Annotated in this window: 12 protein-coding genes; 9 read left to right on the forward strand and 3 right to left on the reverse strand. The window is 75.6% G+C overall.

Features of this window, described 5'->3' with window-relative positions:
- Positions 1-62 precede the first annotated feature (62 nt).
- A complete protein-coding gene (locus tag IF43_RS0132210) occupies positions 63-581 on the forward strand; it encodes a VOC family protein (protein ID WP_078910621.1) in 519 nt (172 codons plus the stop codon).
- 63 nt (positions 582-644) lie between these two features.
- Here the strand turns inward: IF43_RS0132210 and IF43_RS0132215 are convergent, their stop codons facing one another.
- Entirely contained in the window at positions 645-1,463 is an 819-nt protein-coding gene (locus IF43_RS0132215; protein ID WP_030209140.1) for a glutamate racemase, read from the reverse strand.
- A 237-nt stretch (positions 1,464-1,700) separates the two neighbouring features.
- On the opposite strand from IF43_RS0132215, the gene IF43_RS0132220 reads away from it, so the two are divergent.
- The 5 genes from IF43_RS0132220 to IF43_RS0132240 all read left to right on the forward strand — a co-directional run bounded on the left by IF43_RS0132220 (position 1,701) and on the right by IF43_RS0132240 (position 8,168).
- On the forward strand, positions 1,701-2,861 hold the full coding sequence (locus tag IF43_RS0132220; RefSeq protein ID WP_030209142.1) for a glycosyltransferase: 1,161 nt from the start codon (positions 1,701-1,703) through the stop codon (positions 2,859-2,861).
- A gap of 403 nt (positions 2,862-3,264) precedes the next feature.
- Positions 3,265-3,777, forward strand: coding sequence for a DUF6643 family protein (locus IF43_RS0132225; RefSeq protein WP_030209144.1), 513 nt, complete (start codon positions 3,265-3,267; stop codon positions 3,775-3,777).
- A gap of 79 nt (positions 3,778-3,856) precedes the next feature.
- Positions 3,857-4,681: an MOSC domain-containing protein gene (locus IF43_RS0132230; protein ID WP_030209147.1), complete on the forward strand. Its 825-nt coding sequence runs from the start codon at positions 3,857-3,859 to the stop codon at positions 4,679-4,681.
- A 199-nt stretch (positions 4,682-4,880) separates the two neighbouring features.
- Positions 4,881-5,501, forward strand: coding sequence for a hypothetical protein (locus tag IF43_RS0132235; protein WP_030209151.1), 621 nt, complete (start codon positions 4,881-4,883; stop codon positions 5,499-5,501).
- Between the two features lie 177 nt (positions 5,502-5,678).
- Positions 5,679-8,168: a right-handed parallel beta-helix repeat-containing protein gene (locus IF43_RS0132240; RefSeq protein WP_030209155.1), complete on the forward strand. Its 2,490-nt coding sequence runs from the start codon at positions 5,679-5,681 to the stop codon at positions 8,166-8,168.
- Here IF43_RS0132240 and IF43_RS0132245 read toward each other — a convergent pair.
- Positions 8,128-10,797 (reverse strand): hypothetical protein, encoded by a 2,670-nt coding sequence (locus IF43_RS0132245; RefSeq protein WP_063753434.1) that lies wholly within the window; start codon positions 10,795-10,797, stop codon positions 8,128-8,130. The genes IF43_RS0132240 and IF43_RS0132245 overlap by 41 nt on opposite strands.
- A 157-nt stretch (positions 10,798-10,954) precedes the next feature.
- Between IF43_RS0132245 and IF43_RS0132250 the strand changes: the two genes are divergently transcribed.
- A complete protein-coding gene (locus IF43_RS0132250) occupies positions 10,955-11,434 on the forward strand; it encodes an SRPBCC family protein (RefSeq protein ID WP_030209161.1) in 480 nt (159 codons plus the stop codon).
- Positions 11,435-11,508: 74 nt separating this feature from the next.
- Here the strand turns inward: IF43_RS0132250 and IF43_RS0132255 are convergent, their stop codons facing one another.
- Positions 11,509-12,651, reverse strand: coding sequence for a PLP-dependent cysteine synthase family protein (locus tag IF43_RS0132255; protein ID WP_030209164.1), 1,143 nt, complete (start codon positions 12,649-12,651; stop codon positions 11,509-11,511).
- A 236-nt stretch (positions 12,652-12,887) separates the two neighbouring features.
- On the opposite strand from IF43_RS0132255, the gene IF43_RS0132260 reads away from it, so the two are divergent.
- Together IF43_RS0132260 and IF43_RS0132265 are read left to right on the forward strand one after the other, a co-directional pair.
- Positions 12,888-13,172 (forward strand): hypothetical protein, encoded by a 285-nt coding sequence (locus IF43_RS0132260; RefSeq protein ID WP_051796593.1) that lies wholly within the window; start codon positions 12,888-12,890, stop codon positions 13,170-13,172.
- A 330-nt stretch (positions 13,173-13,502) separates the two neighbouring features.
- Entirely contained in the window at positions 13,503-14,081 is a 579-nt protein-coding gene (locus tag IF43_RS0132265) for an ATP-binding protein (protein ID WP_078910622.1), read from the forward strand.
- The last annotated feature ends 247 nt before the right edge of the window (positions 14,082-14,328 follow it).

Here is a 14,328-nt window from a genome sequence, read left to right on the forward strand (position 1 = left end):
GCGCAGCGCCGGCACGGGGCCGGCGGTCGACGGCCGAGGGCCGAGAGCCGAAGGAGCCCAGGATGACCAGCACGAGGACGACGAGGGCGAACGGCCACGCGAACGACGGGGCACCGGGCAGGGTGGACGTACGCCAGGTCGTCCCGGCCCGGTACCGCAACGCGGCCGTGCCGCACGTGATGGTGGCCGACGGGACCGCCGCGATCGACTTCTACACGCGGGCCTTCGGGGCGCGGGAGGAGTTCCGGATCGAGACCCCCGAGGGCGGGATCCTGCACGCGGAGGTCCGCATAGCGGAGTCGCTGGTGATGGTCGGCGACGCGACGGGGCCCTTCGCGGCGCCGGCGGCGCTCGGCGGCGCGAGCGTGGCGGTGCACGCGTGGGTCCCGGACGTGGACGCGCTGACGGAACGGGCAGCCGAGGCCGGGGCCGAGGTGCTGCAGGAGCCCGCCGACCAGTTCCACGGCGACCGCACGGCGATCCTCCGCGACCCGGACGGGCACGTCTGGATCTTCCTCACCCACCTGCGCGACTTCGCGGAACACGAGGTCAGCCGCCGCATCATCAACGCCCTCACCTGACCCGTCGGCCCGGACAGGGCCACACGCACCGCTGAACCGGGTCCGTCGGGGCGGGCGCGGGGGTCAGTGGACCGCGGGGGCCTCCGTGGGGAGGGGGAGGGCGGGGGTGGCGGCGTCGAGGAGGCGGCCCTCGGCGTAGGTGAGGGCTTCCGCGGGGAGCGCGGAGGGGCGGGTGGTGAGGAGCACCGTGAGCGTGCCCGTGGGGTCGGCGGCGGGGGCCGGGCCCACGCCGATGCGGCGGAGCGCCTGGGCCGCGACCGCGTCGGCCGAGCCGTGGTAGGTCAGCGCCGCGCCGCCGGTGCGCTCGTCGAGGGCGGCCCGGATCGGGTCCTCGACCAGCTCGTAGTGGGTGCAGCCGAGCACGACGTCCGTGACGTCCGGCGGGGTGAGCGCGGCCGCCGCGGCGACCGTACGGGCCACGGCGTCGGGGTCGGCCCACTGCACCGCGTCCGCGAGGCCCGGGCACGGCACCTCGGTGACGTCGACCCCTCCGGCGAAGGAGCGGATCAGCCCGCGCTGGTACGGACTGCCGGTGGTGCCGGGGGTGGCCCAGATCGCGACCTTGCCGCCGCGGGCGGCGGCCGGCTTGATCGCCGGGACGGTGCCGATGACCGGGATACCGGGTTCCAGGGCGGCTCGGAGGGCGTCGAGGGCGTGCACGGTGGCGGTGTTGCAGGCCACGATGAGCGCGTCGGGGTCGAGCTCGGCGGCGGCCCGCGCCACCATCAGGGCCCGGTCCGTCAGGGACTCGGCGGTGCGCGGCCCCCAGGGCATGCCGTCGGGGTCGGAGGAGAGGACCAGATCGGCGTCCGGCCGCAGCCGACGCACCGCGGCGGCCGCCGCCAGCAGGCCGATTCCGGAGTCCATGAGCGCGATCTTCACCCGGTCACTTTAATCGACGCTCCCGGCATGTCCCCGCCAGCTCGCCCGACATGTCCGCGCCAGCTCGCCGGGTCCGCGCGCCCGCGGAGCCTTCCCGGCGACCCATGGCGCGGGGGCCCGCACCCCGCGCGGCACTGCGTGCCGATCCGCGCGCGGCGGGGGCGGGCCGGCCTGTCGGGGCGGCCGGGGACGGCGGGTTCCGGCACACTGCGGGGGGTGAGCGCCCCCACCGTCCTGATGGTGACCGCCCTCGGTTCGCTGGCCGCCTGGTCGTGGCTGCTGCTGGGCCAGGGCATGTTCTGGCGGACCGACGTCCGGCTGCCGCCGCGCCGCGAGCCGGCGGCCTGGCCGTCCGTCGCGATCGTCGTACCGGCCCGCGACGAGGCCGAGGTGCTGCCCCGCAGCCTGTCCTCGCTGCTCGCCCAGTGCTACCCCGGCGAGGCCGAGCTCTACCTCGTCGACGACGGCAGCCGCGACGGCACCGGTGAGCTGGCGCGCCGCCTGGCCGCCGAGCACCCCGGCCTGCCGCTGACCGTCACCTCCCCCGGCGAGCCGGCGCCCGGCTGGACGGGGAAGCTCTGGGCGCTGCGCCACGGGATCGCCCTCGCCCGCTCCGGCCCGCGCGGCGAGCCGGCGTACCTGCTGCTGACCGATGCCGACATCGCACACGAGGCCGGCAGCCTGCGCGAGCTGGTGTCGGCGGCCGAGACCGCGGGGCTCGACCTGGTCTCGCAGATGGCACGGCTGCGCACGGCCGGGCTGTGGGAGCGGTTGGTCGTCCCGGCCTTCGTCTACTTCTTCGCGCAGCTCTACCCCTTCCGACGGGTCAACAGGCCGGGTGCCCGGACCGCCGCCGCGGCCGGCGGCTGCGTCCTGCTGCGCACGGAGGCCGCGGTACGGGCGGGCGTACCGGACTCGATCCGGCAGGCCGTCATCGACGACGTCTCCCTCGCCCGTGCGGTGAAGCGGTCGGGTGGCCGGATCTGGCTGGGGCTGGCCGAGCGGGTGGACAGCGTCCGGCCCTACCCCGCCCTGGGCGATCTCTGGCGGATGGTCTCGCGCAGTGCGTACGCCCAACTCCGGCACAGCCCGGCCCTGCTGGCGGGCACGGTCGCGGGCCTGACGTTGGTGTACCTCGTGCCGCCGGCCGCGCTGGCCGCGGGGCTGGCCGGGGGCCGGCCGGCCCTGGCGGCCACGGGCGGGCTGGCGTGGCTGGTGATGGCCGGAACCTACCTGCCGATGCTGCGCTACCACCGGCAGTCCGCGGCGCTCGCGCCGCTGCTGCCGCTGACCGCCCTGCTCTACCTGCTGATGACGGTGGACTCGGCGGTGCAGCACTACCGGGGGCGGGGCGCCGCCTGGAAGGGGCGCACGTACCCGCGGCCGAGCGACGCCTGACCGGGGCCGGGGCCGGGGCCGGGCCGGGGCCGACGCCTGACGGGGCCGGGGCCGGGCCGGCTCCCGGTTCCGCTTCCACCCCGGATCCAGGTTCCGCTTCCGGCCGGGTGCGCGATTCCGCTTCCGGCTCTCGTTCCGGTTCCGGGACGGTGAACAACCGGTGAAGACCGGGATCCGACACCCCGTCATACAAGGTCACGGTCGGCGACGCACACTTGACAAGGCGTCACACCCGCCCCCCTACCCACCGGTACGAGTGGGAGCAAGAAGGGACGCAGCGGACGAAACGTACACGTGTGCGTCAAGCGAACAGAGCGCCACTGACCTGCGAATTTGCAGGTCAGGGGGGTGTTCCCGCGGCCGGGCTATAGACCGGGTGAACCAGTGGGCTTAACTTATGTCCATGACGTCCCCCCGCGCCTCTTACGGCGGCGGTTACTACTCCGCGCCGTCCTTCACGGACACCCCCATCTACGACTCTCTCGTCGCCGAGCGGGGCACTCCCCAGATCGCACCGATCCGGGTACCCGCCATGTACGAGCCCATGAGCAGCGGGTACCCGACCAGCGCTCCGGTCAGCAACCTGCCCGCCCTCCCCGCCGCCCTGCCGGCGCTGCCCGCCGCGCCGGTCCCGGCGTACCAGGGCGCTGCAGCCAACGCCACCGGCGGCTACGGTTACCCGTACCAGCAGCCGGCCCCGCAGCCGGTACCGCTGCAGCAGGCGCCCGCGCCGTACATCCCGCAGCAGCAGCCCGCCCCGCGCGGGTACGCGCCGCAGCAGCCGCCCCGCCCGGTGGCGACCACCGGGTACGAGGCGATGCGCCCGGCGGCCCCGCGCCCGATGACCCCCGCCCCCGCCGCGCCCGGCGGGTACGAGGACCCGTACGGCCGCCCGTACCAGGGACGCGGCTACTGATCCACGCGGGCAGCACGGGGTACACGTCGTACGACTCGAGGGCATCCGGCCGGGCTTGACCACCTGGCAGGATGCCCTCATGTCGAACATGCGTGTGCAGTCGATCCACATCCACCCCGTCAAGTCCCTGAGGGGCGTCGACCTGCAGGAGGCGGCCGTCGAGCCCTGGGGGCTGGCGGCGGACCGCCGGTGGGCGGTGCTCGGCGCGGACTCGAAGGTCATCACGCAACGCGAGCAGCCCCGGCTGGCGTTGGCCACCGCACGGCCGCTGGGGGGCGGCGCGGTGGCGCTGGCGGGTCCGGGGCTCGAAGGGCTGACGGTCGAGGTTCCCGCGGCGGGCGAGGTCGTGCCCTTCCTCATCTTCGGGAAGAAGGTGGAGGGGCGGCTCGCGGACCCCGCGGCGCACGCCTGGTTCAGCGCCTACCTCGGTGTCCCGGCACGGCTGGTGCACCTCGACGAACCGGAGCACCGGCGGCCGGTGGACCCGGAGTTCGCCCTGCCGGGCGAGACGGTCAGCCTCGCCGACGGGTACCCGCTGCTCGTCGCCACCCTCGCCTCGCTGGACGCCCTCAACGCGCTCGTCGCGCAGGGCGACCGGGCCTCCGAGGGCCCGCTGCCCATGAACCGCTTCCGGCCGAACGTCGTCGTCGCGGGCGCGACCGCCTGGGCCGAGGACGGGTGGCGGCGGCTCGCGATCGGCGGGGTCGAGTTCCGGGTGGCCCGCAGCTGCGGCCGCTGCGTGGTCACCACCACGGACCAGCAGACCGCCGAGCGGGGCAAGGAGCCCCTGCGCTCCCTGGCCCGGCACCGCCGACAGGGCAGCCAGGTGATCTTCGGACAGCTCCTGGTGCCGGTCACCCTGGGGACGGTCCGGACCGGCGACGAGGTGCGGGTCCTCGAGTAGCGCCGCGCGGACGCCGCCCGCCGCCCGCGCGAACCGGCGGCCGGACAACCGAGTGCGACGGTACGGAAACCGGCTGCGACGAACGGGAACCGCGGGGCGGCCGCGTTCGTTGTGCCGTCGGCGTGCGCGTCCCCCGTCCCGGATGCGCCGCCGCCGACCGTGGGGGAGGCTGGGACGGAGCGCGAAGGGGGTGCCGAACGTGCGTACCGTGACGGGCGTCTGGCGTTGGCGGCGCAATCCGCTCTGCCGCCGGACCGATCTGGTCGAGGCGTGGGTGGCGTTGGCCGCCCTGGCGTGCCTCCTGCTCCTGGCCCCCGCGGCCGGCGCCCTCGCCGGTCTGCGCGTGGACCGCACGCTCCAGGCGGCCGTACGCGAGCAGGCGGCGGACCGCACCCTGGTGCACGCGGTGGTGGTGCGCCCGCTCGCCGCCCCGCCGCCCGGCGGCGTCTCCACCGACGCCGCCGCCCTGCGCCAGTCCCCCGCCCCGCCGCAGGTGCTGGCGGCCTGGACCGCGCCCGACGGCACCCGGCACAGCGGCACGCTGGCCGCCGACGAGCGGGCCGAGCCCCTCAGGACGGGCCAGGACGTGCCGTTGTGGACGGACGGCCACGGCCGGATCGTGCCCCGACCGCTCGACTCCGGCACGGCGGTCGCGCACGCGGCCCTGGCCGGGATCGCGGCCGCGGCCGTCGTCGCGGCGCTCGCCGAGACGCTGCGGCGGCTGGTGGTGCGCAGGCTCACGCACCGGCGGTACGCACAACTGGACCGCGCCTGGGCGTCGGTCGGCCCGGACTGGGGGCGCACGGGCGCCGGCAGCTGACCGGTCCGCTCCGGTCCCGACCGGACCCGACCGGGTGACCGAGCTGTCAACCGCCTTGGCCGGCGCGCGCTACGGTGGACCGGCCGGTCCGGGTCGCACCGCCCGCCCGGCCGTCCGGCGGCCCGTTCCGGCGGACGCGCACGAGCATCGGTACGAGGGTGGGGGCAGCGCAGCACCATGGCACAGGGCACGGTCCAGGTCACACACGGCGGCACCTCGCGGTGGCGCCGCCGCACCGGCGAGTACCCCACACTGGCCGCGGCCCTGGCCGCCGCCGGCGACGGGGACGTGCTCTCCATCGCCCCGGGTACCTACCGCGAGAACCTGGTGCTCCGTCACGCCGTCACCCTGCGCGGCCCCGAGGGCTCCCCCGGCGCCGTCCGCATCGCCCCGGTCGACGGGGTCGCGCTCACCGTGCGCGCCTCCGCCGTGGTCCAGGACCTGCGCCTGGAGGGTCAGGACACCGCCGCCCCCGCGCTGCTGGTCGAGGAGGGCTCCCCCGAGCTGTCCGACCTGCGCGTGGTCACCCGGTCCGCGGCCGGCATCGAGGTGCGCGGCACCGGTCGGCCCGTGGTGCGCCGCTGCACGGTCGACAACCCGGCCGGGGTCGGGATCGCCGTACTCGACGGCGGCGGCGGGGTGTTCGAGGACTGCGAGGTCACCGGCGCGGGCCAGGCGGGCGTCGCCGTGCGCGGCGGCGCCCACCCGCGACTGGAGCGCTGCCGGGTGCACCACTCCTCGGGCGCGGGCCTGAGCGTCACCGGCGAGGGCTCGGGCCTGGAGGCGCTGGGGTGCGAGGTGTACGAGATCCGGGGCACCGGCGTGCAGGTGGCCGCACGGGCGGTGGCCCGGCTGACGGACTGCGCGGTGCACCGCACGGCCGCGGACGGCGTCACGCTGGACACCGACGCCGTCCTGGCGCTGTCCGGCTGCGACATCCACGACATCCCGGAGAACGCCGTCGACCTGCGCTCGCGCTCGGTGCTCACGCTCAGCCGCACCACCGTGCGCCGGTTCGGCCGCAACGGCCTGTCGGTGTGGGACCCGGGCACCCGCGTGGACGCCGACGGCTGCGAGATCCACGACAGTACGGGCGACTACCCGGCGGTGTGGATCAGCGACGGCGCCACCGCCTCGCTCGACTCCTGCCGGGTTCACGACGTACCGGACGCGGTGTTCGTCCTGGACCGTGGCTCGCGCGCGGACGTGGTGGACAGCGACCTGACGCAGGTGCGCAACACGGCCGTGTCGGTGAGCGACGGCGCCACCGCGCAGCTGGACGACTGCCGGATCCGGGAGGCCACCACGGGGGCCTGGTTCCGTGACCACGGCAGCGGCGGCGTCCTCGCCAACTGCACCGTCGACGCGGTGCAGACGGGCGTGATCGTCACCAAGGGCGCCGATCCGACCGTGGAGCGCTGCACCGTCACCTCGGCCGCCGAGGCCGGTTTCTACGTGTCCGCGGGCGGCCGGGGCACCTTCGACGGCTGCCGGGTCACCGGCAGCGGCGGCTTCGGCTTCCACGTCATCGACGGCTGCCGGACGACGCTGACCCGCTGCCACACCGAGCGGTGCGCGCGCGGCGGGTACGAGTTCTCCGAGGACGGGCCCCTGGTGGAGGGCTGCACCAGCGACGAGAGCGCGGTCCACCGGGCAGCGGACACCGCGCCGGTCGCCCCGTCGATCGCCCCGCCGGGGGCGTCGGCCGGGCGGCTGACCGCGACCGCCGAACGGGTTCCGTCCGCGACCGCCGGGACGCCCGCAGCAGCCGTCGGCAGCGGTACGGGCACCGGCACCGGCACCGGCACCGGCGTGTCCGTACCCGCGCCTCGGCCGGACCCGGACGAGGCGGCGGGGCGCCGCTCGGACGAGGTGCTGGGTGCGCTCGACTCGCTGGTCGGGCTCGACAGCGTCAAGCGCGAGGTGCGGGCGCTGACCGACATGATCGAGGTCGGACGGCGTCGGCAGCAGGCCGGGCTCAAGGCCGCGTCGGTGCGCCGGCACCTGGTCTTCACCGGATCCCCGGGCACGGGCAAGACCACCGTGGCCCGGCTGTACGGGGAGATCCTGGCCTCCCTCGGCGTGCTGGAGCGCGGCCACCTGGTGGAGGTGTCCCGGGTGGACCTGGTCGGCGAGCACATCGGGTCGACGGCCATCCGCACCCAGGAGGCCTTCGACCGGGCCCGGGGCGGGGTCCTGTTCATCGACGAGGCGTACGCCCTGGCGCCCGAGGACTCCGGGCGGGACTTCGGCCGCGAGGCCATCGACACGTTGGTGAAGCTGATGGAGGACCACCGGGACGAGGTGGTGGTGATCGTCGCCGGGTACACGGCGGAGATGGAGCGGTTCCTGACCGTCAACCCCGGCGTGGCCTCCCGGTTCTCACGAACCATCACGTTCGGCGACTACGAGCCCGCCGACCTGTTGCGGATCGTCGAGCAGCAGGCCGACGAGCACGAGTACCGGCTCGGGGACGGAACCGGCGACGCCCTGCTCACGTACTTCACGCGGCTGCCGAAGGGTCCCGCCTTCGGCAACGGGCGCACCGCCCGGCAGACCTTCGAGGCCATGGTCGAGCGGCACGCCGGCCGCGTGGCGCAGCTGCTGGAGGCCGGCACGGACGAGCTCACCCTCCTGTTCCCGGAGGACCTCCCGCCGGCTCCGTGAGCGGAGCGGGCGGCGGGGTGGGCGGGATGCCGGGGGCTGGTGTGTCCACCGGGACGGGTGTGCTGAGCGGGAGGGGTGTGCTGAGCGGAACGGGTGTGCGGAGCGGAACGGGTGTGCTGACCGGGGCACGGGGGGTGACGCGGTGGCCCGGGGCGACCGGATCGCGCAGGTCGGCGGAGTCGGCCGGATCACCCGGTTCGTCGGACGCCGGGGTGCGCGGGCCCGGTACCGCCCCGCCGAGCCGGCACAGCAGGGCGTCCCGCTCCGCCGCGAAGACCGGGTCCGCCTGGTAGTCGGAGTGGCCCAGGACAGGGGCCGGCAGCGGGTGTTCGGGGGTGCGCCCGTACGCGAGCGGGTCCTTCAGCGGGCCCGCGTCCACCGCCTCCTCGGGGCCGGTCCCGACGGTCGCCCACGCGGCCTCCGGGCCCTGGACCGGACCGCCGATCGGGTCGGTCGCCCGCCACAGGTTGCGCCAGCAGTGCACGTCCGCGTGCAGGGCGGCGAGGCGGTCCGGGCCGAAGTACGCGGGGAACCAGCGCCCGTACAGCCGGCGCAGCGGTGATCCGTACGTGAGCAGCGCGACCCGGCCGCGCAGGTCGGGCGGCAGCTGCCACACCGCGGCGGCGGCCAGCACGCTGCCCTGCGAGTGGCCGGAGATGACCAGCCGGCCGCGGGTGCGCCCGGTCCAGGTCGCCATCCGCCAGATCAGGTCGGGTACGGCCCGCTCGGCGTAGCAGGGCGGGGCGAACGGGTGGGCGGCGCGCGGCCAGAACGTGCCCACGTCCCACAGGATGCCGATCGTCCGGCGGGCGGCCGCGTCGCGGTAGGCGCGCCGGCCCCAGGTGACGAAGGCGAGGAAGCCGAAGCCGATCAGCCACGAGCCCAGGGCCTGGGCGCCGCTCGCGACGGCGACGACGGCCGGGTGCGCGCCCCGGGCGGCCTCGACAGGCACGGCCCCGGTGAGCCGGCCCATCACGAGGGCCCCTGCGCCCAGCAGCAGGGTGGAGACGGCGATCGCGGCGACGGACCGGGGCACGGCGTCGGTGAGCGCGGCAGCGGCCCGGGTGCCGGCGATCGCACGGCTACGGGCCGGGTCGGGCTGCTCGCCGGGGTATTCGGCGGCGATGCCGGCGGCCCGGCGGCGCCGGGCCCGCAGCCAGCCCGCGCCGGACCCCACGGCTTGGACGAGCAGGACCACCAGCAGGAACGGCAGGACGGTGGCCTGCCAGGACAGCAGCACCGGCGGCCCGGGCAGCGGCGCGCCCGCGGTGCCGGGGGTGGCGGCCCCGTCGAGCCAGTCCGCCACGCGCTGGGCCACCCCGCCGGTCATCACCCCGCCGAGCGCGCAGGCGAGCATGGCGACGGCCGGACCGCCCAGACCGCGCAGGACGGCCGCCCGCGGGTCCGGGGCACGCCGGTGCAGGTGGCGGGCCACCACGGCAAGGGCGACCACCAGCAAGCCCTGGGCGAGCATCAGGAGCCCGAAGGTGAGGTCGCCGGCGAGCCGGCCCCGTGAGGTCCAGTCCGGCCGCGACCAGGCCGCGTAGCAGAGGCCGAGGACGAGCAGGGCGAGGGCGCAGCCGGGCAGCAGGGTCACCACGGCCCGGTCGATCCGCTCGTCGGCCCGGCCCTCCGCGCGGCCACGGCGGCACACCACCGCCACGACGACGCCGAAACCGAGGACGAGCAGCACCTCCAGCGTCCGGCCGGCCGCCGCGAGTACCGGGCTGCCGCCGGGGGCCCGGTCGTGGGCGGCGGGCGCGGCGGTCACGGCGGCCGCGACGGTCAGCAGTCCGGCCGCGGTGTGTGCGGCCCGCAACCGGGCCACGAGCCGGCGGCCGTACCAGAACCCGGGCCGACCGAGGGCCGGGGGCTCGTCCACCGCGTACGTGCCGGTCGCGGCCGCGTGGGGCTCGGACCGCGTGCGCTCGGGTTCCGGCGGGCGCTGGGACTCGTACGCGCTCCACGTGCGGTTCGAGAGGTACCAGAGCAGGCCGGTCAGGGCCGCGGGTACGAGGGCGGCGAGGGCGAGCCGCCGGCCGGGCTGCGACCACCAGCCGTGCCGCCCGGGGTCGAGGAAGCCGAGCCAGGAACGGGCGGCGGCGCAGTGCGCGGTACCGGCGCACTGCCAGGCGACCAGGTCGAGGGCCACCTCGCCGGCGGCGGCGATGAGCAGCACGGTCAGGCTGAGTGCGACGAGCCGGACGAGGACGCCGTACGCGCGCACCGCGCACCCGCCGCGCGGGGCCGCCGGCCGGGCCCAGTGGGCGAGGTTGACCACCATGAACGGCAGGAGCAGCAGCCACAGGGCGCGGGCGCCGTTCCCTGACGTCAGGCGGGACCACACGTAGGCCTCGGGGACCGGCCCGCCGGGCGGGTGCCGCGGCCGCGCCTCGGCGTCCACGTCGTCGGCGCGGCGGAACACGGCGGCCGTCGCGTCCCCCGTGACGCGGACCGTACGGGGGTCGCCGAGCAGGTCCTCGGGGTCGGCCCCGCCGACGCCGTGGACGAGGAGTTCGAGCGCGGGCGGGGACGGTACGGGCCTCGGGGGTGGCGGGGAGGGTACGGGCTTCGGGGGCGGCGAGGACGGTACGGGCTTCGGGGGCGGCGGGGAGGGTTCCTGGACCATGGGCGGTCCTCCAGTCCGGCGGCGGTCCGGTCTGACGGTGTGCCACAAGGATCCCGTTCCCGGCCCGAACTGCCCAGTCCCGGGGGCGCGCAGACACCTGACGCCCCGACAGATAGGGTGCTCGGGTCATCCGGCCGTACGGACAGGGGTGGGACACATGACACGCCGACTGAGGCCCGTCGGCCTCGACTTCATCGACAGTGCGCCCGTGCGCCTGGTCTTCGCGGCGCAGGCGGCGGCCGCGCCCGAGGCCGTCTACCGCGCGCTCGCCGAGGAGGTCGAGGCGTGGCCCGCGTGGTTCCGCGCGGTGTCGCGGGCGCGCCCCACGCACGGCGGCGCGGGGCGCGAGATACGGCTGATGGGCGGGGTCCGGTTCCAGGAGACGATCATGGCGGCCGACCCCGAACTGCGGTACGCGTACCGGGTGGACGAGACGAACGTACCCGGCCTGCACGCGCTGCTGGAGGAGTGGCGGCTCGCCCCGGCCGCCTCGGGCACACGGGTGCGGTGGACCTTCGCGGCCGCCGGGGCAGCGCCCTTCCGCACCGCCCTCGGTCTGGCCCGACCGGGGCTGGGGCGCTCGTTCCGGGATGCCGTCCGGGCCTTGGACCGCCGCCTGGGGCCGGTACCCGGCTGACGGCCGCCGGGGGGCGGGGCGACGGGGGGCGGGCCGTGGGGCTGGCGGTCCGTGGGCTGGCGGTCCGTGGGCGCTCAGTCCGTGGGCTCGCGCCAGACGCCCGTGGTGAGCAGGGTCTCGATGGTCTTGGCGTACGGGGAGACGTCCAGGCCCTGCTCGGCCAGCCACGCGTCCGAGTAGTACTTGTCGAGGTAGCGGTCGCCCGGGTCGCACAGCAGGGTGACCACGCTGCCGGTGCGGCCCTCGGCCACCATCTCGGAGACGATCTTCAGTGCGCTCCAGAGGCCGGTGCCGGTCGAACCGCCCGCCTTGCGGCCTATGGCCTGTTCCAGCGCCCGGCAGGCGGCGACGCTGGCCGCGTCGGGGACCTTCATCATGCGGTCGATCGCACCGGGCACGAAGCTCGGCTCCATGCGCGGCCGACCGATGCCCTCGATGCGGGAGCCGCAGTCGCTCCGGGCGTCCGGGTTGCCGTCCGTCCAGCCTTCGAAGAAGCACGAGTTCTCCGGGTCAGGCACGCAGATCCGGGTGTCGTGCTGCATGTAGTGCACGTAGCGGGCGATGGTGGCCGAGGTGCCGCCGGTGCCGGCGGTCGCGACGATCCAGGCCGGCTCCGGGTAGCGCTCGAGGCGCAGCTGCTGGTACATCGACTCGGCGATGTTGTTGTTGCCGCGCCAGTCGGTGGCGCGCTCCGCGTAGGTGAACTGGTCCATGTAGTGCCCGCCCGTCTGGGTGGCGAGCGTGGCGGACTCCTCGTACATCTTCATCGGGTCGTCGACGAAGTGGCAGCGCCCGCCGTGGAATTCGATCAGGCGACACTTCTCGGCACTGGTGGTGCGGGGCATGACGGCGATGAAGGGCACGCCGATGAGCTTGGCGAAGTACGCCTCGGAGACCGCGGTGGAGCCGCTGGAGGCCTCGATGACCGGACGCCCCGGACGGATCCAGCCGTTGCAGAGCGCGTACAGGAACAGCGAGCGCGCGAGGCGGTGCTTGAGGGAGCCCGTCGGGTGCGTGGACTCGTCCTTCAGGTAGAGGTCAATGCCCCATTCCTCCGGCAGGGGGAAGCGCAGGAGGTGGGTGTCGGCCGAGCGGTTGGCGTCGGCCTGAACCTTGCGGACCGCCTCCTTCAGCCACGTCCGGTAGTCGGCGTCGCTGCGGTCCACGTCCACGGTCCCGAGCGGGGCGGCGACCCCGGACTGTCCGGTCGTACTCATGAGCCTTACTCCTTGTTGCGGCGGTTCCCCCGACTCGCAATGTACCTCTCCCACCTGCACAAACGCTTACTTTGGGGGTCTATCGGGATCGCTTTGAGAGGGGGCGCGCGCCGGGGGCGCACGGGGTGCGCGGCGGTGGTACGCCCCCTGGTGCGGGGCGGCCATGAGGGGCAGACTGCCTGTGACGCAGGGCACCCGGACGGTGCCACAGGGGCGTCGAAGGGGGGAAACCGACCATGGCCGAACCCGAGTTCACGGCGACCGGTGTCCGGATCGAGCGGTGGCCGCGGGCGCTGACCCGGGCCGGGAAGGTGCTCATCCGCGACGGCCGGCTCCAACTGCTGACCAGCAGCGACCGCGAGATCGACAGCGCACCGCTGGGCGCGGTGAGCGCGACCCGCTCGTGGCTGGCCCGCCGGGGTGCCGCGGTGGCGCGGCTCGACGGCAGGCGCTACCGGCTGCGGATGCCGGCCGCGCGGCTGGTGGAGGCCGTGCACCGGGCCCGGGCGGCACGGGACTGACGGGCGGGGGCGGGGGCGGGCCCTGGGTCGGGGCGGGGGGCTTCGGGTTGGGTTCGGGTTCGGGCTTGGGTTCGGGCTTGGGTTCGGGTTCGCTTGGGTTCGGGTTCCGGTGGCCGTGAGTTGCATGAGCGTCCGCGCTGGGTGACGCTGGATGGACGTCACCCAGGGTGCACCCTCGGTGACCGTGTGAACCGGGTCGCGCGGACCGGGCCGGGCGCGAGCGTCAGCGCCGGCCGACCGGGCCCGCGCGGGACCGTCTTCGCAGCAGTCAGCACGTGCTGGATCGGATCTTCGTCTTCTTCCGGACCGCATTTTCGGGGAGTCGCAGCCGTGATCAGTCATCGAAGCAGGCACTGCGCGGTGGAGCTCCAGGCTCTGCCCGCGCGCATAGGCCAGGTGCGCAGAATCGTTTCTGCGCAATTGCGTTACTGGCAGCTGGACCCGCTCATCGACCGGGCCGCGCTGGGCGTCACGGAGCTGCTGAGCAACGTGCACCGCCACGCCAGACCCGACAAGTCCTGCACCGTCGAGCTCGAGCTGCGTTTCGACCGGCTCACGGTCTCGGTGCGCGACGCCGACCCCCGGCTCCCCCAAGTGCGCGCCTCGGACCCGCTGGAGACCAGCGGGCGGGGGCTCGCGCTGGTGGAGGCGGTCAGCGAGTCGTGGGGAGCGCGTCCGCTGGTGAACGCGGCGGGCACCCATGTCGGCAAGCTGGTGTGGTTCGTCCTCCCCGTGGCCGTGGCCGCTCCCGCCCCGCTGCAGCCGGTGCGCATCCTGCGTCCGGAGCCCGGGCCCGTGGCGGCGCCGACACCGGTGCTCGCCCCGGCCGCGGACGTGGACGTGGACGTGGAGACGGCCCCGGAGCGGGCACCCGAGCCAGCCCTCAGTCCGGCGCTGGTGCCGTCCTGAGGGTGGGGGGTGTGGGCGGGCAGAGGGTTTGTGGGGGGGCGAGCCGGCTTGCACTCGGTTGTACGAAGGTCGGGGCCCGGGTTGTTGGAAGGGTCGTCGGCCCGGGTTGAGCGTGGGGGGCGGGGGCTTCGGTCGGCTCGCTTCGGGGGCGGGTCCCGTGGTGTGTGGGTCCCCTCGGCGCTTGACAGGGGCGGCCTGCAGGCCTCCCCCAGCTACCGCTGGGAGGTACCCCCAGCGGCAGGCCCAC

The organism is Streptomyces sp. NRRL S-87, from assembly GCF_000719335.1.
GTDB lineage: Bacteria > Actinomycetota > Actinomycetes > Streptomycetales > Streptomycetaceae > Streptomyces.